Annotated in this window: 20 protein-coding genes and 2 tRNA genes; 15 read left to right on the top strand and 7 right to left on the bottom strand. The window is 38.1% G+C overall.

Translation table 11 applies throughout. From position 1 onward, the window contains the following. Positions 1 to 224: 224 nt before the first annotated feature. The 12 genes from Q0948_RS06570 to msrA all read left to right on the top strand — a co-directional run bounded on the left by Q0948_RS06570 (position 225) and on the right by msrA (position 10,785). Positions 225 to 974, top strand: coding sequence for a geranylgeranylglyceryl/heptaprenylglyceryl phosphate synthase (locus Q0948_RS06570; protein WP_298350096.1), 750 nt, complete (start codon positions 225 to 227; stop codon positions 972 to 974). Positions 975 to 1,001: 27 nt separating this feature from the next. Further along, positions 1,002 to 1,961: a carboxypeptidase-like regulatory domain-containing protein gene (locus tag Q0948_RS06575; protein ID WP_298350098.1), complete on the top strand. Its 960-nt coding sequence runs from the start codon at positions 1,002 to 1,004 to the stop codon at positions 1,959 to 1,961. A 6-nt stretch (positions 1,962 to 1,967) separates the two neighbouring features. Then, positions 1,968 to 2,228: a hypothetical protein gene (locus Q0948_RS06580; protein ID WP_298350100.1), complete on the top strand. Its 261-nt coding sequence runs from the start codon at positions 1,968 to 1,970 to the stop codon at positions 2,226 to 2,228. Next, the gene (gene pnuC / locus Q0948_RS06585) at positions 2,212 to 2,844 is read left to right on the top strand and encodes a nicotinamide riboside transporter PnuC (protein ID WP_298350102.1); all 633 of its coding nucleotides are present in this window, start codon (positions 2,212 to 2,214) and stop codon (positions 2,842 to 2,844) included. Before Q0948_RS06580 ends, pnuC begins: the two co-directional genes overlap by 17 nt. Then, complete coding sequence (locus tag Q0948_RS06590; protein ID WP_298350104.1) at positions 2,805 to 3,365, top strand: ATP-binding protein; 561 nt, start codon at positions 2,805 to 2,807, stop codon at positions 3,363 to 3,365. Before pnuC ends, Q0948_RS06590 begins: the two co-directional genes overlap by 40 nt. Next, positions 3,362 to 4,918 carry a DUF4301 family protein gene (locus tag Q0948_RS06595; RefSeq protein WP_298350106.1) on the top strand — a complete coding sequence of 519 codons (1,557 nt, stop codon included), beginning with the start codon at positions 3,362 to 3,364 and terminating at the stop codon, positions 4,916 to 4,918. The genes Q0948_RS06590 and Q0948_RS06595 overlap by 4 nt, the downstream gene beginning before the upstream one ends. A gap of 132 nt (positions 4,919 to 5,050) precedes the next feature. Then, positions 5,051 to 6,349 carry a DASH family cryptochrome gene (locus tag Q0948_RS06600; protein ID WP_298350107.1) on the top strand — a complete coding sequence of 433 codons (1,299 nt, stop codon included), beginning with the start codon at positions 5,051 to 5,053 and terminating at the stop codon, positions 6,347 to 6,349. Then, on the top strand, positions 6,350 to 7,885 hold the full coding sequence (locus Q0948_RS06605) for a cryptochrome/photolyase family protein (protein WP_298350109.1): 1,536 nt from the start codon (positions 6,350 to 6,352) through the stop codon (positions 7,883 to 7,885). Beyond that, the gene (locus Q0948_RS06610) at positions 7,882 to 9,366 is read left to right on the top strand and encodes a cryptochrome/deoxyribodipyrimidine photo-lyase family protein (protein ID WP_298350111.1); all 1,485 of its coding nucleotides are present in this window, start codon (positions 7,882 to 7,884) and stop codon (positions 9,364 to 9,366) included. Before Q0948_RS06605 ends, Q0948_RS06610 begins: the two co-directional genes overlap by 4 nt. 25 nt (positions 9,367 to 9,391) lie before the next feature. Beyond that, positions 9,392 to 9,676, top strand: coding sequence for a TIGR03643 family protein (locus Q0948_RS06615; protein ID WP_038601158.1), 285 nt, complete (start codon positions 9,392 to 9,394; stop codon positions 9,674 to 9,676). A gap of 157 nt (positions 9,677 to 9,833) precedes the next feature. Then, entirely contained in the window at positions 9,834 to 10,256 is a 423-nt protein-coding gene (locus Q0948_RS06620; RefSeq protein WP_298350119.1) for a DUF2452 domain-containing protein, read from the top strand. Further along, positions 10,243 to 10,785, top strand: coding sequence for a peptide-methionine (S)-S-oxide reductase MsrA (gene msrA, locus Q0948_RS06625; RefSeq protein WP_298350121.1), 543 nt, complete (start codon positions 10,243 to 10,245; stop codon positions 10,783 to 10,785). Before Q0948_RS06620 ends, msrA begins: the two co-directional genes overlap by 14 nt. A 52-nt stretch (positions 10,786 to 10,837) precedes the next feature. On the opposite strand, the gene Q0948_RS06630 is transcribed toward msrA, so the two are convergent. Continuing rightward, a complete protein-coding gene (locus tag Q0948_RS06630; protein WP_298350124.1) occupies positions 10,838 to 12,166 on the bottom strand; it encodes a M20/M25/M40 family metallo-hydrolase in 1,329 nt (442 codons plus the stop codon). Positions 12,167 to 12,686: 520 nt separating this feature from the next. Here Q0948_RS06630 and Q0948_RS06635 point away from each other — a divergent pair. The 3 genes from Q0948_RS06635 (at position 12,687) to Q0948_RS06645 (ending at position 15,378) form a co-directional block, all read left to right on the top strand. Next, positions 12,687 to 12,760, top strand: a tRNA-Asn gene (locus tag Q0948_RS06635). A 288-nt stretch (positions 12,761 to 13,048) separates the two neighbouring features. Then, on the top strand, positions 13,049 to 14,713 hold the full coding sequence (locus Q0948_RS06640) for an ATP-binding protein (RefSeq protein WP_298350126.1): 1,665 nt from the start codon (positions 13,049 to 13,051) through the stop codon (positions 14,711 to 14,713). Further along, positions 14,713 to 15,378 (top strand): response regulator, encoded by a 666-nt coding sequence (locus Q0948_RS06645; RefSeq protein WP_298350128.1) that lies wholly within the window; start codon positions 14,713 to 14,715, stop codon positions 15,376 to 15,378. The genes Q0948_RS06640 and Q0948_RS06645 overlap by 1 nt, the downstream gene beginning before the upstream one ends. Positions 15,379 to 15,665: 287 nt before the next feature. Here Q0948_RS06645 and Q0948_RS06650 read toward each other — a convergent pair. The 6 genes from Q0948_RS06650 to ald form a co-directional block, all read right to left on the bottom strand. Beyond that, a tRNA-Asp gene (locus Q0948_RS06650) sits at positions 15,666 to 15,739 on the bottom strand. Positions 15,740 to 15,893: 154 nt separating this feature from the next. Further along, on the bottom strand, positions 15,894 to 16,835 hold the full coding sequence (locus tag Q0948_RS06655; RefSeq protein ID WP_298350130.1) for a DUF58 domain-containing protein: 942 nt from the start codon (positions 16,833 to 16,835) through the stop codon (positions 15,894 to 15,896). 95 nt (positions 16,836 to 16,930) lie between these two features. Next, a complete protein-coding gene (locus tag Q0948_RS06660; RefSeq protein WP_298350131.1) occupies positions 16,931 to 17,479 on the bottom strand; it encodes a ClpP family protease in 549 nt (182 codons plus the stop codon). Between the two features lie 202 nt (positions 17,480 to 17,681). Then, on the bottom strand, positions 17,682 to 17,999 hold the full coding sequence (gene trxA / locus Q0948_RS06665) for a thioredoxin (RefSeq protein WP_035326672.1): 318 nt from the start codon (positions 17,997 to 17,999) through the stop codon (positions 17,682 to 17,684). Between the two features lie 143 nt (positions 18,000 to 18,142). Further along, positions 18,143 to 18,844, bottom strand: a complete 702-nt coding sequence (locus Q0948_RS06670) for a zinc metallopeptidase (RefSeq protein WP_236626648.1) — start codon at positions 18,842 to 18,844, stop codon at positions 18,143 to 18,145. 188 nt (positions 18,845 to 19,032) lie between these two features. Then, a complete protein-coding gene (gene ald, locus Q0948_RS06675; RefSeq protein WP_298350137.1) occupies positions 19,033 to 20,139 on the bottom strand; it encodes an alanine dehydrogenase in 1,107 nt (368 codons plus the stop codon). Positions 20,140 to 20,246 lie beyond the last annotated feature (107 nt).

The following is a 20,246-nucleotide window of genomic DNA, read 5'->3' on the forward strand; positions in this document are numbered from 1 at the left end:
TTTTAACGAGTTGTTCTTTAGTTAAGTGAAGTGTTCATTTGATGATATGTTAAGATGTTATCTCATCCCGAAAGTAAAGTTATTTTCATCTATGTCGTTATGAATTTACTTAGACCTTGAGGTTGGTTTTATATTGAAATATTTCATTTTAAAGTGCCTTGTAATTTTGTTTAAGTTGTTATTGCTATGTTTTCATCGGTCATCAACTCCGTTCTCAAAACTCAATGAAATCCCTACCTTCGTTTATAATGTCTATACTAGAAAACATAATAAGGGCTGCTCAGTATAAAAAGCAATTGCTCGCCATACTCATAGATCCAGATAAGTTTGAGGTGGATGGTGATGAGAAGAGTAGCGCTTTCGCGAAAGCGTACTTAAAAAAAATCCCCGCGCAAACTACACATCTTTTTATAGGTGGTAGTACAGATCACAACCACAAAACAGAAAAAGTAGTACAACTCCTCAAAGCCGAAACAGATTTGCCAGTACTATTATTTCCGGGAGATTACACACAAGTTACTCCAGAGGCAGATGCGCTACTGTTTTTATCACTACTCTCTGGCGATAATCCGGAGTTTTTGATAGGGCAGCAAGTAAAAGCCGCACGAGTAGTGCAACAAAGCAATCTTGAAGTCATACCTACGGGTTACCTTCTCATAGATGGCGGGTCGCAAACGGCAGTTGAGAGAGTGAGTAATACGCAACCACTATCTCAAAATGAACCAGAAACTATAATAACGACTGCTCTAGCGGGACAATATCTGGGCAAAAAACTAATATATCTAGAGGCGGGAAGCGGTGCTAGAAGTGCAGTACAGCCTCATATTATAACATCAGTACGTGAGGCGATTACCATACCCATAATTGTAGGTGGGGGCATACGTACAGAGCGTGCTATGCAAGCGGCTTTTACCGCTGGGGCTACAATGGTAGTGATAGGCACGGCTTTTGAAGATAATACCTGGAATAACTAACGGTTTAAAACCACTACATTTGTTTATATGAAAGTTTTCTTCTTAGCCATAGTACTTACATTAACTGCGGTTGTAAATAGCCAAACTTCCTTTGTTAAAGATGCAGTTACAAAGACGCCGGTTTCTTTTGCAACTATCTCTTTTGGAGATGGGCGAGGTACATTTGCTGGAGAAGAGGGAGAGTTTAGATTTGAGGCGTCTAAGTATAAAGACATTGACAGTCTTTACATTTCGGCAATAGGTTTTGAGAGTAAGGCAGTTGCTACAAAGGGACTGATTTCTCAAGTACTCTTAAAGCCTGCAGCAAGCCAGCTAGAGGAAGTGGTTCTCACCTCAGAAAAAAAAGGAAAGTATAAAAAGAAAAAGCTCAAAGAAACTACACACATCAACTATTATAATAGCTGGCTTCCTACAGTAGAAAGTGAGGTGGCTGTGTTTTTTGAAAGGCAAGAGGGTAAGTCTACAAAAGTGGCGCAACTCTGGCTACCTATTAATTCAGAAAAGGAGTTTCGTAAAAAGGGTAATATGAAGTTTTCTACTCTTTTTAGAATTCAGTTTTATAAAAATGATAACGGACTACCTGGTGATGCTATGGTACACGATGATATCGTTTTTCGCGTAAGCGAGCAAGATGATGAGATGTATGAATTAGACATTTCAAAATTCCAAATCTTTATCCCTAAAGGTGGGTTATATGCATCTTTACAAGTACTAGGCTATGCAGACCCTCAAGGAAAATTGATACAGACTAAAAAATATAATGAGATAGAAACGCCTAGAGGTATACAAAAGGTATCTATCACTTTTAGACCGCTGTTGCCTTTTACAAATGATCTTCCTGCGCAAAAGACATTTGTAAGAAGGGTGTTTTTTAATAATAAAAAATGGCAAGTGTTTGATAAATCTTATAACGAGAATTCTGCACTAGTAAAGACAGGTCACGTAAACTATGGGATGGGAGCACTTTTGCACATCTATAATAAATAAGAAATTATGAATATATCTGTAGACCTTACTTTTAGTCCTTTGCAGGATGATTATGAAGGGCATATTATAAATTTTATAAAAAGGCTACGTGACTCAGGCCTCACCGTTATAGAAAACCCTCTTGCGACGCAGGTTTATGGTGATTATGATGAGGTGATGGGGCTTCTCACTGTAGAGATGAAGCGCAGTTTTAAAGAAGTGGGTATAGGCCTCTTTTACATAAAAATGGTAAAAACAGATCGCTCAGACTATGTCGCAGATTTTTGATTTCCTCTTTGGGCAATATGCGAGTTATGATACACTAGATATCGTATTAGAGTTACTTGCCTCTGTATTTACAATAGCATCGGTTATTTATTCAAAAAAGAATAATGTTCTGGTCTTTCCTACGGGGATGATTTGTACAGCCATTTTTGTGTATTTATTACTCAAATGGGGTTTGCTAGGTGATATGATGATTAATGCATATTACTTTATTATGAGTGTTTACGGCTGGTATGTCTGGACCAGAACGGTAGATGGTACAGCAGTCACTCCTATTACCACTACCTCAAAAAAAGAACACATTATCACTGTGGGTATTTTTATAGCCGCGGCGGTATTTACATATGTGGTATACATCACTTTTGATAAAATTTCACACTGGACATCATATATAGATATGATTACTACAGGCATTTTCTTTGTAGGAATGTGGCTTATGGCAAAGCGTAAAATAGAAAACTGGATTTACTGGATTATAGGTGATATCATTACTGTGCCCTTATATTTTTATAAAGGTTTAACCTTTAGTAGTATCTTGTATTTTGCATTAACAATTATTGCCGTTTTCGGTTATTTAGAATGGAAGAAAAACTTAGACAAGTCCCTAGCAGTTGTATAAGAGTATGTCTTTTTGGACCAGAGAGTAGTGGGAAAAGTACGCTTTCGCGAAAGCTATCAGAGCATTACAACGCTCCCCTGGTAGAAGAATTCGCCCGAGAATATTTACAAGAACTTTGGGATAAGGAGCAGAAAATCTGTAGACCCAAAGATTTACTTCCCATAGCTGCTGGACAGATGGATTTAGAAAATAAAGCAGCCGCAAGCACAGATAGGCTTATCATTTGCGATACAGATGTACTTACTACAAAGGTCTATAGTGAAGCATATTATGATGGGTGGTACCCAGAATTATTAGAGAAAGTAGCGTTAGAGAATCAATATGATTTGTATCTTTTAACCTACATAGATACACCTTGGGAAGAAGATGATCTACGAGATAGGCCAGACCGGCGGTTAGAAATGTTTAAAGCTTTTGAAGGCGCTTTGATAAAATATAACAGACCTTACATTTTAATGAAGGGACGAGTACAAGAGCGAGTGACTGAGGCAACTCAGGTAATTAACACACTATTAGTTTGAAAATAACAGAAGAAGATAAAAAGCAACTGGACCAAAGAGGCATTGCACTAGAGCAAGTACAGAGTCAGTTTGAGAGTCTAACCAAAGGAATTCCTTTTGCAGATTTAAGGGATGCCGCCACAGATGGAAATGGAATACTCATCTTATCTTCAGATCAAGAAAAAGCACTTGTAGAAAAATTTGATCAATCTAGTAGTAACCTCGAGTTATTAAAGTTTACACCAGCCTCTGGTGCGGCAACTAGAATGTTTAAATTTCTCTTTCAGTTTTATGATGATTACAATCCCGTAGAGGGTTCAATAAATGCTTACATTAATAAGAAAGGAGTTCCAGAACTACGCTTATTTTTTGTGGGATTAGATAGCTTCCCTTTTTATAAAAAGGTGCGTAAGCGCATTAAGAAGAGATACAGTGATGGAGAATCACTAGATATAGATGTAAATAGACTGCGGTTTATAAAAATATTGCTCAATGAAGATGAGCTTAATTTTGGAAACAAACCTAAAGGCTTATTCCCATTCCACAGGTATAAAAAAAATATTGCTACAGCTTTTGAGGAACACCTATTTGAAGGCGCATCTTATGCGGCAAAAGATGGAGTAGCGCGTTTGCACTTTACAATCTCTGAGGCACATTTAGAACGTTTTCAAAAACAGTTTGAAAAACGTAAAGACTACGTACAAGAAAAAACTGCCACTTCTTTTGACATTTCATACTCATTTCAATCTCCAGCTACAGATACTGTTGCACTAGCAAGTAATGGAGAATTGCTTAGGGATAAAGAAGGACAACTAGTTTTTAGACCTGGTGGTCACGGAGCACTTATAAACAACCTTAATGAGCAAGATGCAGATGTTATTTTTATAAAAAACATAGATAACGTAGTGGTAAGCAAGTATCGTAAGAAGGTTGCTCAATGTAAAAAGATGCTAGCAGGTAAGTTGCTTGAAATACAAGAACAATCTTTTGCCTACTTGCATAAACTAGATGATGCCGAAGCTATAAATGAGCAAGTTATTTTAGAGATTGCTACATTTCTACAAAATGATCTTTTTATAAAGGTTGCATCAGATTTTGAGCGATACTCGCCTAGCTATCAAGTGGAGTACTTGAGAGAGCTTCTAGACAGGCCACTACGCGTTTGTGGTATGGTAAAAAATGAAGGAGAGCCAGGTGGAGGTCCGTTTTGGGTTCGTCACGAAAATGGGAAGGAATGTCTCCAGATTGTAGAGAGTGTACAAATCAACCCTGGTGATAACGCACAGCAGCAAATTGTTACAAATGCTACTCACTTCAACCCAGTAGATATTGTTTGCGGAGTAAAAAATTACAAAGGTGAGAAATATGACCTTCTCAAATTTGTAGACTATAAAGCCGGATTCATAGCTTCAAAAAGTTACGAGGGACAGAAAATAAAAGCACTTGAGCACCCCGGTCTTTGGAACGGAGGAATGGCACACTGGAATACCATCTTTATTGAAGTACCGCTCTTAACGTTCAATCCTGTAAAAACGGTAAATGATCTCCTTAAACCAGCTCATCAGGTTAGGTGAAATGTTTTTTATTACGCTTTCGCGAAAGCGAACCACTCAATCTTAATGCTAATGTTGTATAATGAGGTTAAAATTTGTTTAATCTTTTTAACAAAACAATAAACAATAGTATCTTTATTCTAAAATTAGGATATGGATACCGCATTGGTATGGTTTAGAAATAATCTTAGAGTTCAAGATAACGCGTCACTTACGGCGGCTATTGCTACTGGTAAAAGAGTTGTCGGTGTTTATTATTTTGATCCTCGTCATTATGAGGAGGGTGATTTTGGTTTTAAAAAGACCGAAAAATATAGAGCTAAGTTTTTTATTGAAACAATAGAAAATCTAAAAGCAAATCTAGACAAGCTCAATATCACCTTGCTAGTTTATAACCACAAGCCCGAAGAGCATATAACCTCTGTAGTTAAAAGTTATAAAGTAACTAGCCTGCATTCTCAAAAAGAGTGGACGGCAGAAGAGGTTAAAGTTACAAACGCTGTAGAGCGCGCAATACCTGAAGTAAGTCACGAGCTGGTGTATGATCAGTTTCTATTTCACCCAGATGATATTCCCTTCAATACCATAACAGAGGTTCCTAAAATTTTTACACAGTTTAGAAAAAAGTGCGAGAAAGAAAGTAATGTGAGACCTATCTTCAAAGAGCTTACGGAACTACCGCAAGAAAATATCTTAACTACCGTAACTCCTATACCTACACTAGAAGACTTAAGATTAGACACCTTTGTAAAAGATCACCGCACAGCATTCCCTTGGGAAGGTGGAGAAGATGCTGCTTGGGCTCGTCTTAATGACTATTTCTGGACCACACAAAAGCTTGCATACTACAAGAAAACCCGTAACGGTCTCATAGGTGAAGGTTATAGCTCTAAGCTCTCAGCCTGGCTTGCAAATGGCTCCATATCTACAAGGCAGATTTATTGGGAGGTAAAAAGATTTGAAAAAGAAGTCAAAAAAAATCAAGACACCTACTGGCTCATATTTGAGCTTATATGGAGAGATTATTTTAAGTACGTCTCTCTTAAACACGGTGATAACATTTTTAAAATAGGAGGTATTCTCAATAAAGAATACGACTGGAAGCATAACAATAAAGCCCAACGCGAGTGGATTAATGGGAATACAAAATATGATTTTGTAAATGCAAATATGATTGAGCTCAAAGAAACTGGCTGGATGTCTAACCGCGGTCGTCAAAATGTTGCTAGCTTTTGGGCAAAAGAACAAGAGCAAGACTGGCGTGTAGGCGCAGCATATTTTGAAAGTATACTCATAGATTATGATGTACACAGCAACTGGGGTAACTGGATGTATAATGCTGGGGTAGGTAACGACCCTCGTGACCGTAAATTTAACATCAAGAGGCAGCAAGATATGTATGATGGAAGCGGGAAATATGTCAGACTATGGACGCAGGAAGAACTTTTTTAAATGAAAAAATTACGACTTATACTAGGTGACCAGCTCAATCATAAACACTCTTGGTATCAAGAGCAGGACGATGAGGTGGTGTACTTTATGGCAGAAATGCGCCAAGAAACAGACTATGTAAAACATCATATTCAAAAGGTGGTTGCCTTTTTTATGGCTATGCGCGAGTTTGCAAGCTGGCTACAAGAGCGAGGTCATAAGATCGTTTATTACCAGCTAGATGATGCTCGTAACACACAAAGTCTTACAGAAAATCTTGAACAGCTTATAGCCCAGTATGATATTGAGCAGTTTGAGTATCAGTTACCAGACGAGTATAGACTGGATGAGTTATTAGTACGCTTTCGCGAAAGCGTAAACATTCCCGTACAATCTTGCGACACAGAGCATTTTATGAGTTCGCGCACAGATTTGCAAGAGTTCTTTAAAGGGAAGAAGCAATTTACAATGGAATACTTCTACCGTATGATGCGCAAGAGGTATGACATTATGATGATAAATGACAAAGATCCAGAAGGCGGAAAGTGGAATTTTGACCACAGTAACCGCAATAAGTGGAAGGGTGAGACCCTCATCCCACACGAGCGTGGTTTTAGAAAAGATGCACGAGAGATTGTTGAGCTACTAGAAAAAGAAGGAGTAAAAACCATAGGCCGCGTTACCGAAAAACACTTTAACTGGCCCACTAGTAGAGCAGATGGACTTTCTGTGTTGAGATATTTTTGTGAGAACCTGTTGGTGCATTTTGGCGATTATCAGGACGCTATGGATCCAGACCAAGCATATCTGTATCATAGTAGATTGAGCTTTGCGATGAATAGTAAACTCCTAGATCCTCAAGAAGTAATTGAAACGGTTATAGACTACCGGAGAGACCATAGCGATGATATTTCTATAAGTCAGGTAGAGGGATTTGTAAGACAGATATTAGGCTGGAGAGAGTATATGAGAGGAATGTACTGGATGCAAATGCCAGAATTTGCTACCGTAAACACGCTAGAAAATACTAATGATTTACCAGATTTTTACTGGACGGGTAAAACTAAGATGAACTGCTTGAGCTGCAGTATAAATAATAGTCTTGATAATGCCTATGCACACCACATACAGCGACTTATGGTGACTGGTAATTATGCACTGCTTACAATGTGTGATCCATCACAGGTAGATGAGTGGTATTTGGGTATTTACATAGATGCAATAGAGTGGGTAGAAATTACAAACACAAGAGGAATGTCACAATGGGCAGATGGCGGAAAGATTGCTACAAAACCCTATGTGTCAAGCGGTAGTTATATTAATAAAATGTCTAATTATTGTAAGAGTTGTCATTACAAAGTGAGTAAGAAAACAGGAGAAGATGCCTGCCCTTTCAACGCTTTGTATTGGAATTTCTTAAGTGAGAAGCGTGCACATTTTGAAAACAATAATAGAATGAATATGATGCTAAGCCTTCTTAATAAAATGGATAAGAAGACCTTGCAAGCACACCAAGAACGAGCGCAAGATATTATAGAGCATCCAGAGAATTATTGAGTAATAGTAAACCACATATCACCGTACACTGGTTTAAAAGAGACCTAAGATTACAAGATAACGAAAACTTGTGGCAGGCACTTCAACATAGTGAACCTGTAATATTGCTATATATCTTTGAACCTTCTTTACTAAATGATGAGCATTATAGTGAGCGACATTTTAATTTTATAAAAGAATCACTTCAGGATTTACAAAACAGGTTAGAAAATTATGGCAGCAAGATACTTGTTGTTCAAGATGAAGTGATACCCGTGTTTAAAAAATTACAGCAGCATTACACTATAAAGCGGGTTTATTCTCACGTTGAAACTGGGATTCGAAAAACTTATGATAGAGATATTGCATTTAAGGTCTACCAGCAGTCTCAAGACATACGATGGATACAATTTATAAATAATGGAGTAAGGCGCAGTTTAAGCAACAGAGTAGGCTGGGTACAAGGTTGGGAATGGTGGATGAGTGAGCCACAACGCATTTTTGTGCCGCAATGCGGAGACCTTGTTACAAAGAAAGAAATAGGGGTTCTTGAGCAGTATTTTGAGTGCATCTCTTTACAAACACCAAGAGATACAGTATTTCAAAAAGGAGGCACTACAATGGGACTGCGTTATTATGATAGCTTTTTGAAGGACAGAATCAAAAATTATAACGCTCATATCTCAAAACCCTTGCTAGCTAGAAAGAGTTGTAGTCGCTTGTCTCCATATATAGCTTGGGGTAATCTGTCGGTGCGCGAGGTATGGCAGCGAGCAAAAAAGTTGCGACAAGACTCACCTTATAAAAGACAGATAGATGGTTTTACCTCGCGCCTTAGGTGGTCTGCCCATTTTATACAGAAGTTTGAGATGGAAGATACAATGGAGTTTGTAAGTGTAAATAGAGGCTTCCATAGCTTAAAGAAGAAGTCTAACCCAGTCTATGCAAAGGCTTGGCAAGAGGGTAAAACGGGTTACCCGCTAGTAGATGCCTGTATGCGATGCCTTGTAGAAACGGGTTATCTCAATTTTAGAATGAGAGCGCTTACGTTGTCATTTTTTACACACAACTTGTGGCAACCCTGGCAAGATGCCTCAGCATTTCTTGCGAGGCAATTTTTAGATTTTGAGCCAGGTATACACTACCCGCAAATACAAATGCAAGCTGGGGAAACCGGTATTAATATGTTGCGTATTTATAACCCTGTAAAAAACAGTTATGAACACGACCCAGAAGGAGAGTTTATAAAAAAGTGGATTCCAGAACTACGCGATGTACCGCTGTCATACATACACGAACCGTGGACGATGAGCCTCCTCGAGCAGCAGTTTTGTAATACAACCATAGGTAAGGACTACCCGCAACCTATTGTAAATATAAAAGAGACCCAAAAATATGCTACAGATACAATGTGGAAATACAAAGAGCGTCCCGCTGTAAAGCAAGATGCTGTGCGCATTTTAAAACGACATACCTTAGTAGATAGACAGGTATGGGATTAATAATAGATTACAAAAAAGAAGAAATATGAAAGAGTTTACAGATAGACAGTTAGATCGTATTATCGAGATGGCCTGGGAAGATCGCACTACTTTTGATGCGATTCAATTTCAGTTTGGGATAAGTGAGCGTGAGGTTATAGATATTATGCGTCGTGAGATGAAGCCTTCTAGTTTTAGAATGTGGCGCGCACGTGTGCAGGGTAGAAGTACAAAGCACGCCGCAAAGCGTAACTATGGAATAGATGATGCCCGTTTTAAGTGTAGTAGACAGAAACAGATTACACATAATAAAATATCTAAGAGAAGATAAGTGCAAACCGCAGTAGGTTAAACTGTGAAGACGCTGTTAAGCTTTTCGTTTTAAGATATTGTTTAATGATTGAGCATTATCTTTGTACAAAAAATGAGTTGTCACGCTTTCGCGAAAGCGTACTTATAACTCCGCTCACCAAGCACGATAATTTAAGATGACAAAGAAAAAACCAGATCAGGTTGTATATAATGAAGAAAAAGGGAAGTATGATGCTGCCTTAACTCCATATGCTACAAACCTAGGTGCTCCAGCCATAGTAACAGATGATGTTACTACCTGGAAAAACTCAAATATAAGTAAGGTTAACCATCAATTTAAGACAGAGTATCAAGAGCTTAAAGCGCAGTATGATAAAATGATGGAGCAGTTTGAGTATAATAACCTTATATACTCTGCAAAGTTTTCTTTTGAGCCTATAGTAGGCGCCGTTTATCATTTATACAAGAGAGGAGGAGGTGAGCCTTTTTTATCACTCATCTCGCCAGAGGAATGTAACTGGGACTTTGTAGGCACTTTTGAGCTTAAAGCAGATAAAATTTGGAACCGCATAGACACACCTATAGATGAAGAAGAATAACTTACAACAAGCAACCGTAGGAGGTGGCTGTTTCTGGTGTACAGAGGCGGTAGTACAACGTCTCAAAGGAGTTACAAATGTAGTTTCTGGTTATGCTGGAGGGACCGTGCCCGGTCACCCTACATATAGAGAGATTTGCTCTGGTCTTACGGGTCACGCAGAGGTGATACAATTTGATTATGACCCTACTGTGATTACTTATGCAGAGATTCTTACAGTCTTTATGACTACGCACGACCCTACTACTTTAAACAGGCAGGGGGCAGACCGAGGTACACAATATAGATCTGTAATTTTTTATCACAATGAAGAGCAAAAAGAACAAGCCGAGCAAGTGATAAAAGTTGTACAAGAGTATTATGAAGACCCTATAGTTACAGAGGTGTCTGAGTTACCTACGTTTTATGAGGCTACGCAAGAGCATCACGATTACTACAACGAAAACAGATTACAAGGCTACTGTAGAGTCGTGATTGATCCCAAAATTGCTAAACTTAAAAAGTACTACGAGCATTTACTAGCCTCATAGAATACTAGTTTTTTTAATATAAAGTGTTTTTTACGCTTTCGCGAAAGCGGACTTATCTTCTCTCATTTATGAGTCTGTAAATTAATAGGGCGGTACGTTTAGTAAGCATCTCTATGGTGTTTATGTATACCGTTTCATTTGGCGTGTGTGCTCCTGTTCCCATTGTGCCTAAACCGTCAAGACAAGCCACATATTCTGCGACAAAAGAGGTGTCTGCAGCACCACGTTTTCCAGGGTCGTATGCAGCCACAGCTGGCCCTCCCATATCGAGGCTTACTTGACTTAATTTTTCTAAAAGCGCATAATTTTGAGGAGTAGGCTGCATTGCTGGATAACTATCTTCAAACTCAACTACAGCGCTTGTTTGCGGTAAATTATTTGCAACAATGGCTCTCATTTTATCACGAGCTTCTTCTTTTTGCTCTTCAGATATAAAGCGTAGGCCACCTTGTACGTATGCAGTTTGTGCTACTACATTTCCTTTGCCAAAGATGCTTCCCTTACTTTGTTTTGCTTCAAGATCCATTTTTGTGCCTCCCAGCATCATACCAGGATTAAAGGATAGTAACTCTGGACCTCTTACGTCGTTATAAAAACCGTTGAGAATACGTGCAAGTTCAAAATTTGCTCCCGCACCTACGCTTTCGCGAAAAATTCCACTTGAGTGTGCTCTCTTTCCTGTAACGGTTACATTCCAGTTTGAAGAACCTCTTCGGGCTACGGTTGCATTATCAAAACCTGTTGAAGTTTCAAAACCAAGGGCAATATCTGAGCTCTTTGCTGCGTCTATAAGATCCTTACGACTTATAGTGAGCGGTTTTCCTGTGCTTTCTTCATCTCCAGTAAAGGCTACTGTGATTTGTGCACTGTCTAGCATCCCTGCTTCTCTTAGAGCTTTGAGCGCATAAAGCACCACCACGTTACCACCTTTCATATCATTTGCTCCGGGACCTTTTGCTACGGTGTCGTTTATCATTTCAAATTTTTGAAACTCGCTGTCTTCTTCAAAAACGGTATCAAGATGACCTATAAGTAGTAGCCGTTTACCTTTTGTGCCCTCTGTGGAGGCAAAGAGGTGTCCTGCACGGTCCATTTCTGTGGGCATATCAATCCACTTTGTGTTAAAGCCTATGTCTGTAAATGCGCTAGAAAAGCGATTACCTACTTCTTTCACTCCTTTTACATTTAGAGTTCCGCTATTTATGTTTACCACCTCTTCTAGAAATGCGATACTCTCTGCCGAGTTTTTTTCTACTAGGCTAAGTATGCGTTGTTCCTCCTTTGAGAGATTTGTATTAGTCTGGGCTGTGAGGGTTAACGCTTTCGCGAAAGCAAAAAAAATAAAAACAGCCGTGTATATAATAGAATTGCGGTTACTCATTGTTTACTATGGATTTATGGGTATGATGTACTTGTTATAAATGTAGCAATATGTCGCCAGTTATCCATCAATCTATAAAATTTAATAAATGAGGGTAGGAGTTTTTTTGAGTAGACTGTTTCATAACCAAAGCATTTAATCCTACTAAATGATAGTTGATACCAAGTGTTGGTATATTGTTTTTATTTAAAACTACCCGACTATGACTTCCCCGAATTCATAATCGGAAACAATAGTTCTCCTACTAGAAGTGTTGTAAATAGAAACATTTTTGAAGAATCCCAAGAAACTTTTGTACTTGGGATTTTTTCATTTTGAATAGATACGCTTTCGCGAAATTCATAATGTAATCACGTAAAAAGCTGTTTAAAAAGTAGTTGTAGATTTCTTTTGTGGGGGTAGGTTTTTCCTTAAGTTATGAAGGCAAAATAAATCACTAAAAAAAGTGGAAAAAATGTCAATTTTTTTTTGATGATTGTAAAAAAGCTTTATATTTGCATCCGCTTACAAAAAGTAACACTCCTCAATAGCTCAGTTGGTTAGAGCATCTGACTGTTAATCAGAGGGTCCTAAGTTCGAGTCTTAGTTGAGGAGCTAGTAAGTAAAAGCCACACAGTCCGTGTGGCTTTTTTTATGCTCAATAGTTTGTGCAGGGTTTTGGTTATAATAAGTTCTTTTGCACTTATCTTTTTTAGAATGTGCTATAAACAAAAAAAGCCTCTCCTACAGGAAAAGCTCTTCACCGGATTCAACTACAAATCCTACCACGTGTGACGTGGCCAACACAACGATGTTAAAAGTACTAAAAAAATAGAAACTTCTATTTTATCTCTCTCAGCGTAAGAAATAAACTAGGTACAGAAATTATAATATATTTGGGAGATGAAGAAATACGATCTAAGCTTCCCTATTTTTTTTCTTACCCTATTTTATCTTTTAATTTTTTCTTCTCACGCCCATAGCCAGACTAAGGAGGTTGATAGCACAACCTTCTACTATAATTCTATTATGGGTGCTACTAGTAAAGAATCTATACAAAAGGGTGTGGTTTTCTTTGAAAACGAATTAAAATCTAATACTAAAAAAGAGGATCCACATTATAGAGCACAGATTTTTGACCTTATTTCGCTAGGATACTTTAATATGGGTGAGTTTTTTAAAAGCGAAATCTCTGCTATAGAAAGTTATAGGGCTCTTGACCTAGCATCACAAACTACAGATAGAGAGGATATCAAAATAAGATTAGGAAACCGTCTAGGTAGACTCTATAGAAGGCTAGGAGATGATGATAATGCACTAAAGTATTATAAAAATACACTCCCTTTTCTTTCAAAAAACAGAGATAGTTTAATCCTTTCAAATAATATAGCTTCAATCCATATGGATCGTGAAGATTATCAAAAAGCAGTAGACGTGCTTGCTCCCTTTGTAATTGATTCAACTTCTATATTAGAAAAAAAATATCTGGCTACTATTTTTGATAATTACGGTTATAGTTTGTCACATTTACGTCCTCTTGAAGGGCTCTCTTTTATGAAGCGCGCAGAAGATATCAATAAGACGACCGGTTATATGCGAGGCCTATTTTCTGTTAAAAGGCATCTTTCTCAATATTATCGCAATAATGAAAATTTTCTTAAAGCAAGTAAGTATGCGCAAGAAGCTAATGAAATTGCAAACTCACTAGGAAGTACTACTTATCAAAAAGAAGCTTTAGGACTTCTCATTGAGGCAGGTATAACAACAGACGCCTTAGCCTATAAGCAACTGTCAGATAGTTTACAGAGTGTGCAAGAACAAGTGGCAAATAAATATGTTGCTCAAAAATATGACTACAGTGTTTTTCAAAATGAAGCTCAGGAGAGTGAGTTAGTTGCTCAAAAGGAAAAAACTAAAAATAGATTTTATCAGTTTTTAGTCATTTTCTTAATACTTCTTGCTGTTGCTGTATTTGTTATTTCCAGGCTGTTAAACAAGAAAAAAAGGATGGAGGAGATGTTTAAAACAGAGGCTCGTTTTTCTAAAAAAATACACGATGAGGTATCAAATGATATTTATAAAGTAATGGCACATATGCAGAGCAGTGAGGAGCTGGATCCTGGTCTTATGGATAACCTAGAAAGTATTTATAATAGAACACGAGATATTTCAAGAGAGACAAGTCCAATAGATATTAATAAAAATTTTCAGACTACATTAAGTGATCTTTTACTGGGGTATCAAAGTGACTCATTAAATATTGTTACTAGAAATAGTGATGGCGTGAGATGGACACAAATATCTAACGAGAAGAAGAATGCTATTTATAGAGTTTTGCAAGAGCTTATAACAAATACAGTAAAACACGGTAGGGCAAGTTTGGTTCTTATTGAGTTTAATCAAGATCATAAAAAAATTGCAATCAGATATAAGGATAATGGCATAGGATCAGAACTATCTAATAAAAATGGATTGCAGAATGTGGAAAACCGTATAAAAGCCTTTAAGGGAACTATTACATTTGAAAGTGAAAAGAATAAAGGTTTTCAGGCAAATATCCAGATGTAATGTTTAAAAAAGTTCTAATTGCAGATGACTTAGTCAGTATTAACGAAGGTGTGTCGCATACACTTAGTGGTTTAAATATAAATCGTGCAAAACAGGTCACATATTGTGATGAGGCGTATTTACAAATCAAGAAGGCAGACAGAGATAATTTACCTTATGACTTATTAATAACCGACTTGTCTTTTACAGCAGATTATAGAAAGCAGCGATTTTCTTCTGGAGACGCCCTTGCAGAGGTTGTTAAAAAAGAACACCCCGAGATCAAAGTAATAGTCTACTCTGTAGAAGACCGCTTTCAAAGAGTGCGTCAACTCTATAATGATGTCCATATAGATGCTTTTGTGTGTAAAGGCAGAGATGGCATTACAGAGCTTAAGGACGCAATTAAAACCGTTTTTGAGGGTAACCGTTATATCTCACCTAAAGTTGCAATGGCGTTATCTAATAATGCAAATCTAGAAATAAATGAGTACGACATTACACTTATGAGATTACTCTCATATGGCTACTCTCAAGAAGAAATAAGTAATGATCTTAAAGAAAAGAATGTATCACCTTCTAGCGTAAGTGCTATTGAAAAGAAGCTAAATAAGTTGAAAATTCAATTTAGAGCAAATAATGCAATACACCTCGTAGCTCTGGTGAAGGATATGGGGCTCATTTAAAAGAAAAAATGTTCTAATTGTGGATTCCCGTAAAGTATAGAAAGTACAATCTTATATACTTGTAATGCTTTAAGTTTTTGGGGGGCTTAAAGCATTTGTTTGTTAAAGAGCATCTTCGGGTGCTCTTTTTTTTTGTGCTTTACTTTATCCAGAACTTACCGAAAACAAAAAAAGCCTTTCCAATCAGGAAAAGCTCTTCATCGGATTCAACTACAAACCCTTACCACGTGTGACGTGGCCAACACAACACTGTAAAAAAAAAGCCCACAAATGTGGGCTTAATTATGCGGTCTGGACGAGACTCGAACTCGCGACCCCCTGCGTGACAGGCAGATATTCTAACCAACTGAACTACCAGACCGTTCCCTTATGTTATAGACTTGGAGGTTGTCTTAATTCTTCAATATTTTACTTGCTACATTTCCTTTGTCAAGAACTAACAACTCATCGTTGCTCTGTTGCGGGTGCAAATATAGAACACCTTTTTAATTGCACCAAATAATTTTTTAAAATTTTTATAAAAATTTCTGACGCTCTACTAAAAACGTCGTGAGTATAGGGCTAAAGCCGTTTTCTATAATCGCAGGAATGTACTTAATTCTATATTGTGCACACTTGATTTGCAGTGTTTTAAAATAAGTTTCTACAGAGCTTTTGTAAATATCACGTATACTATCTGCATATAAATTAATAGATGCTCCACTTTCTACATCAACAAACTTTTTTGGGCTATTGTCAAAATCAAAGTTATATTCCTTCTCTTTACTGTAGGTGTGAAACAAAATTACTTCGTGCTTGTTGTATTTAAGATGCTGTAAGGCTTCAAAAAGTTGCTCTTGCTCCACGTCATCTTGTAGCATATCAGAAAAAAGAAAAACTAGAGACCTACGTTTTAACTTCTCTGCAATAAGATGAAGGTGTTTGTAAGTGTCTGTGCCTTTAGGTTGTTCCTTATGTGAGCGAGTAGTATTTATAATACCATTAAGTTGGTCTAGTAGCATATGGTGGTGCCTATCGCTACCTTTTTCTCCTGTATAAAAATCATAAGTATCACTATAGATACTCATTCCCACAGCATCACGCTGTTTCTTCATAAGATTCATAATAGCTGCGCTAGCCAGCGCAGAGAAGCTTATCTTGTTAAGCTCTGTTATGCTCGGCTCTTTTACAGCAGGATAGTGCATAGAACTACTATTATCTACAATAAGGTGACAGCGCAGGTTAGTTTCTTCTTCATATCGCTTTGTATAAAGCCTGTCTGTCTTTGCATAGAGTTTCCAGTCTATGTGTTTTGTGCTCTCGCCGGGGTTGTAAATCTTATGCTCTGCAAACTCTGCCGAGAAGCCGTGAAAAGGACTCTTATGCATACCAGATATAAACCCCTCTACCACCTGGCGCGCTAGTAGCTCTAAATTACCAAAGCCTGAGGTTTTATGAAGTTCTGATTTTATATCCATCGTTATGCGAGTGTAGCGGTTAGAAATGCTCTTAAATGAATCGGAACTTGCCCTAAAAGAAGAACAAGTTCCGATGTGTGATTAGAGTAGCGGGTTTATCCTTGGTAAACGCCGTCTACGATACCGTAGTCTACAGACTCATCTGCACCCATCCAGTGATCACGCTGGAAATCTTTCATTATTTTATCAAAAGTTTGCCCACAGTTATCTGCAAGAATCTGTGCGCTAAGCTCTTTTGTTTTTACAATTTCTTGTGCAGTAATTTCTATATCAGATGCTTGACCTCTAGCTCCTCCAGAAGGCTGGTGTATCATAACACGAGCGTGTGGCTGTATAAAGCGGCGACCTTTTTCTCCTACAGAGAGTAATAGTGACCCCATACTAGCAGCTAGACCTGTACAGATGGTAGAGACTGGGCTCTTAATCATCTTTATAGTGTCATACATTGCAAATCCAGAAGTTACATAACCACCAGGGCTATTTATAAATAACTGAATCTCATCGTGCCCTTGTGCGTCAAGATATAGTAATCTATCTATAACGTGCTTTGCGCTCTTATCATCTACCATTCCCCAAAGGAATACCTTTCTATCATTGAGCAACTGGTTGTCAATAGCGTCTTGTACTTTTATTTTCTTTTCCATAAATATCGCTGCTCTGGCAGCTATTAGTCATTTTCGCTTGCGCAAAAATCTATTGGTGTTAGACAATATAAATTTCATAAATAGTAAAGTGTGCATTTTACGCTTTCGCGAAAGCGTACACCTTCTATCTAATGCTTTAAAAATACAAAAAGGCTCGGCACTGTGCCAAACCTTTCTGATAATCTTATTAAAATAGGGGAGACTATAAAAGTCCGTCTATTGCTTCAGTATAAGTAGCCTTTGGAGCAACACCTACTTGACGTCCTACTACTTCACCGTCTTTAAACATAAGTACTGTAGGGATGTTACGTACACCGTATTTTGCAGCAAATTCTTGGTTTGCATCTACGTCTACTTTACCTACGATAGCTTTACCTTCGTACTCTCCAGCAATCTCTTCGATAACTGGCCCTACCATACGACAAGGTCCACACCAAGCAGCCCAAAAGTCTACTAATACTGGCTTATCGCTTTTTAATACTTGTTCTTCAAATGTTGCATCTGTGATTTCTAATGCCATAACTATATCGTGTTAAATTGTTATTCTAATTTGTAATACAAAGTTAGTCAATAATAATTCCAAACCTTACAATGCGCATATCAGGATTGACTATCGCGTCATTGTGGCAGGTTATAGTAAGTAATTAACTACTATATAGTCTTTTATCTTCTACTTCCAAAAACTTGTAGTGCAAAATATAAGAGAGTGGCAAGTGATCCTAAAGCGGCAACAAGATAGGTGCGTGCTGCCCATTTTAAGGCATCCTCTGCACCATCATACTCTTCTGGTGTTACCATATTTTCGGCTTTGAGCCAGGCAAGTGCTCTATTACTTGCATCATACTCTACCGGAAGTGTGATAAGGCTAAAGAGTGTTCCCATTGCATAAAGTGCAAGACCTATAATGGCAACAGTACCACCTATCTTAGTAGTAGCCATAAGTGCAACACCACCCATAATTACCCACATACTCATCTTAGAAGCAATATTTACCACAGGTACGAGCTTAGATCTCATTTGTAAAAAGCTGTATGCTGTAGCGTGCTGTATAGCGTGACCTACCTCGTGGGCAGACACGGCAGCTGCTGCGGCATTGCGCTGGCTGTAAACAACCTCACTTAAGTTTACCGTTTTATCTCTAGGGTTATAGTGGTCTGTAAGCTGGCCTGCAACAGAGATTACTTTTACATCTGTAATTCCATTATCTGCAAGCATTTTTTCGGCAATCTCAGCGCCAGACATCCCGTTGCGTAGTTGTAGGTTAGAATAATGTTTGAATTTGCTCTTAAGCTTAGAACTTACAAGTCCGCTTATGAGTGCAATGGCTCCTACTATAATGTAGTAACCCATAGATCCTGCTAGCATAGTCGTTTATTTTTTTAGTTGTTTTACGTTTTTAAAGTTACAAAAGTATAGCGCATAAACTACGCCAAAATATAAAACGACATTTTCTCACCTCTTTCGTGTCAATAGTCGGTAGATCTATTGCTTTAGTGGAGTGATAGGTCTATAAAGAGTTTTACGCTTTCGCGAAAGCGTACTCAACCTCCTTTTTAAATCGCTAGTGGTGTGTATGGGATATCAAAAACCTCAGAGATTTCTTCATAAACCACGTTTCCGGAAACAATATTCACCCCTTTTTTAAGAACCTCATCTTGTGCACAGGCTGTTTTCCAGCCTTTGTCTGCTAGTTTGAGCACATAGGGTAATGTAACGTTTGTGAGAGCTACCGTAGAGGTGTAAGGCACTGCTCCCGGCATATTTGCAACACAATAGTGCACCACATCATCTATGATAAAAACTGGATCTTGGTGTGTGGTAGGTTTTGAGGTTTCTACACAGCCACCTTGGTCTACCGCTACATCTACTATTACGGTACCAGGTCGCATCTCCTTGAGCATATCACGTGTGATTAACTTAGGTGCTTTTGCTCCAGGTATCAATACACCTCCTATGATTAAATCGTGTGTTTTGATATGTTTTCTTATGTTGAATTCGTTTGAGAATTCTGTAACTACGTGTGGTGGCATTATATCATTTACATAGCGTAGTCGCTTCATACTTATGTCAAGTATAGTGACGTGTGCGCCTAGACCTGCAGCCATTTTGGCTGCCTGTATACCTACTACGCCTGCACCCAGAACGAGTACTTTACCAGGGCTCACGCCTGGTACACCACCTAGTAGTACACCGCGCCCTTTTACGGGTTTTTCAAGATATCTTGCTCCTTGTTGTATAGACATACGCCCAGCGACCTCGCTCATAGGGGTAAGAAGTGGTAGAGACCTATCTGCTTCTTCTACCGTTTCATATGCGATACAAGTAGCGCCGCTAGCTATCATTGCTTTTGTGAGTGGCTCGCTAGAGGCAAAATGAAAATAGGTAAAGACAATCTGGTCTTTTTTAATAAGCGTGTATTCTGGAGCTATAGGCTCCTTAACCTTTACAATCATTTGAGCAATTGTATATACCTCTTCTATGGTGTCTAGTATGTTTGCTCCAGCATCTATGTATTGCTGGTTTACAAAACCACTGTTTACGCCAGCATCCTTTTGAATATATACTGTATGACCGCGTTTTGTGAGTTCATATACACCTCCTGGGGTGATGCCCACTCGGTTTTCATTGTTTTTAATCTCAGTGGGTACCCCTATAACCATCGCTTAAATTTTTGCGGCAAGGTAGCAGAAATGTAAAAAATGAAAGCTGATAAAATATTAAAAATCAGGGGTGTAAAAAGTGATATTATTAAAAATAGACTGCCATT

It is taken from the genome of uncultured Dokdonia sp., from assembly GCF_947496725.1.
Taxonomy (GTDB): domain Bacteria; phylum Bacteroidota; class Bacteroidia; order Flavobacteriales; family Flavobacteriaceae; genus Dokdonia.

Coding starts and splice junctions, on each gene's coding strand:
- Q0948_RS06570 (WP_298350096.1), top strand. CDS start 225: ATGAAATCCCTACCTTCGTTTATAATGTCTATACTAGAAAACATAATA.
- Q0948_RS06575 (WP_298350098.1), top strand. CDS start 1,002: ATGAAAGTTTTCTTCTTAGCCATAGTACTTACATTAACTGCGGTTGTA.
- Q0948_RS06580 (WP_298350100.1), top strand. CDS start 1,968: ATGAATATATCTGTAGACCTTACTTTTAGTCCTTTGCAGGATGATTAT.
- pnuC (WP_298350102.1), top strand. CDS start 2,212: ATGTCGCAGATTTTTGATTTCCTCTTTGGGCAATATGCGAGTTATGAT.
- Q0948_RS06590 (WP_298350104.1), top strand. CDS start 2,805: ATGGAAGAAAAACTTAGACAAGTCCCTAGCAGTTGTATAAGAGTATGT.
- Q0948_RS06600 (WP_298350107.1), top strand. CDS start 5,051: ATGGATACCGCATTGGTATGGTTTAGAAATAATCTTAGAGTTCAAGAT.
- Q0948_RS06605 (WP_298350109.1), top strand. CDS start 6,350: ATGAAAAAATTACGACTTATACTAGGTGACCAGCTCAATCATAAACAC.
- Q0948_RS06615 (WP_038601158.1), top strand. CDS start 9,392: ATGAAAGAGTTTACAGATAGACAGTTAGATCGTATTATCGAGATGGCC.
- Q0948_RS06620 (WP_298350119.1), top strand. CDS start 9,834: ATGACAAAGAAAAAACCAGATCAGGTTGTATATAATGAAGAAAAAGGG.
- msrA (WP_298350121.1), top strand. CDS start 10,243: ATGAAGAAGAATAACTTACAACAAGCAACCGTAGGAGGTGGCTGTTTC.
- Q0948_RS06630 (WP_298350124.1), bottom strand. CDS start 12,166: ATGAGTAACCGCAATTCTATTATATACACGGCTGTTTTTATTTTTTTT.
- Q0948_RS06640 (WP_298350126.1), top strand. CDS start 13,049: ATGAAGAAATACGATCTAAGCTTCCCTATTTTTTTTCTTACCCTATTT.
- Q0948_RS06645 (WP_298350128.1), top strand. CDS start 14,713: ATGTTTAAAAAAGTTCTAATTGCAGATGACTTAGTCAGTATTAACGAA.
- Q0948_RS06655 (WP_298350130.1), bottom strand. CDS start 16,835: ATGGATATAAAATCAGAACTTCATAAAACCTCAGGCTTTGGTAATTTA.
- Q0948_RS06660 (WP_298350131.1), bottom strand. CDS start 17,479: ATGGAAAAGAAAATAAAAGTACAAGACGCTATTGACAACCAGTTGCTC.
- trxA (WP_035326672.1), bottom strand. CDS start 17,999: ATGGCATTAGAAATCACAGATGCAACATTTGAAGAACAAGTATTAAAA.
- Q0948_RS06670 (WP_236626648.1), bottom strand. CDS start 18,844: ATGCTAGCAGGATCTATGGGTTACTACATTATAGTAGGAGCCATTGCA.
- ald (WP_298350137.1), bottom strand. CDS start 20,139: ATGGTTATAGGGGTACCCACTGAGATTAAAAACAATGAAAACCGAGTG.